A 1,669-nucleotide genomic window follows, 5' to 3' on the forward strand; every position below is an offset into this window, starting at 1 on the left:
ATCTGTGTCAGATTGGTGCTTCCGGTAGAAGAAAATGAAATCTGGATTGCTCTTCAGAAGGCAGAAATGGAATCGTTGGATGACTGCGAGATTTCAGATGTAGAGTGTGATGTGGAAGAAGCGCAAGAGTTTTTGTGTTCTTTGGAAATCAGCAGAGTCAATATTTTTGAACTGAACGTTTTTGCCGGTCTTCTTTCCGCATTGCCAGAAGATGAATTGATGCTTTATCGAGAGAAATTAAAAGATAAGCAGCCCAAAAGTCTCGAAGAAGCCATTTATGAGATTTGACGCAGGCAGAAAAAATTGCAAAGGAGGTGCAGCCGTTGAATGAAGTGATAAAACAAATGCAGAAAAGAATCATGGAAGGCATAGATCTTCCAGATAAAAAACAGCAAAATCAGTTAAGGAAAGATGTGGAACAAGCACTGCAGGAGAGTATCAAAGATTTAACAGAGCATGGCGGCGGACCAAAAGCAGAAGACAGGTTTTGGAAACGCTTGGAGAAGATCATTGCAGATGATCCAAGAAATCGTATTTTATACCTACAGTACCATGATTTCCATTCTTTCTGGCAGTATACGGAAAATTGGTACAGCTGTTATCCACCAAACTTGAGCGAGGAAGAAAGAGAAAGGTCACTTTGCGCTGTGGAGATAGAAAGACCAGACAGCGAAAAGTATGGAAGTTATCTCACAGCGTTTTTGCCATGCTCTTTGAAAGGGCTGAAAAAGTTCTTTGCGGATAACAGTGTTGATGCCAAAAGCTGCAGTATTGGTGAAATTTATTGCGGTTCTGAAACAACAAATGTATTGACTGAAAATTTTGAAAAACTGCCAAAAGAAGAAATGGATGTATTTCAGCTCAACGAGCTATTCTGCAGGTTTGATAAGCTGCCAGAGGAAATGCAGCGTGTATATGGCTTGACGCTTCCATTAAAAGAGCCGAGAACAGTAAAAGAAATGATCGACCTGATGGACCATCTTTCGGAAGTCTGTGTGGTAAACGGCATCCAAAATGAAAGGCAGTTAGGCGAGTTTTTGGTGGAAAATGAGCTTTTTGATGTTTCATTTCCCGATGAAGTTTTGCCATATCTGGATTACGCAAAAATCGGTAGGGAACATATGCAGACACATCAGGGGAAACTCATTCAAGGTGCGTATGTGGAAGATACTTCTGCTGATAATGTAAATCAATTCAGCCAAGAATCAAACGAAGAAAATGACCAAAGTGATGATTATGAAATGAAGCTGTAACAGGAAGGAGTGACAGAGATGGATAAAGGTTCATAGAAACGAGGCGATGAAATATGGTAAACAGTATGATTCCATGGATTGGTGGAAAACGATTGATGCGTGAGTTCCTTATTGCACGTTTCCCACCGCATTATGATAAATATGTAGAAGTATTCGGTGGTGCTGGTTGGGTGCTTTTCGCCAAAAAGCCGGAAAGGTTTGAGGTGTATAACGATGCCAATTCCAATCTGACCAATATGTTCCATGTAGTAAAGCATAAGCCCATGAGCTTTGTAAAAGAGCTTGGCTTTTTGCCGCTGAACAGCAGAGCAGAGTTTGATTTGATGCTGGACTGGCATAGAAAGCAAGATTTTTCACTGCCATATCAGACAGAAGAAATGGCACTGGCAAAGATTTATCTTTCCCCTATAGATTTT

The 1,669-nt window shown here is 40.6% G+C and carries 3 protein-coding genes; all 3 read left to right on the forward strand.

Annotation, left to right across the window (positions count from 1 at the left end; genetic code table 11):
• Positions 1–288: hypothetical protein (locus BUB35_RS18305; protein WP_072854065.1), on the forward strand; the 288-nt coding region annotated here is incomplete at its 5' end.
• 44 nt (positions 289–332) lie between these two features.
• The gene (locus BUB35_RS18310; RefSeq protein ID WP_242949291.1) at positions 333–1,253 is read left to right on the forward strand and encodes a hypothetical protein; all 921 of its coding nucleotides are present in this window, start codon (positions 333–335) and stop codon (positions 1,251–1,253) included.
• Between the two features lie 53 nt (positions 1,254–1,306).
• Positions 1,307–1,669 (forward strand): DNA adenine methylase (locus tag BUB35_RS18315; protein ID WP_143185515.1); only part of this gene is annotated, 363 nt, incomplete at its 3' end.

This window comes from Anaerotignum lactatifermentans DSM 14214, from assembly GCF_900142265.1.
GTDB classification, from domain to species: domain Bacteria; phylum Bacillota; class Clostridia; order Lachnospirales; family Anaerotignaceae; genus Anaerotignum; species Anaerotignum lactatifermentans.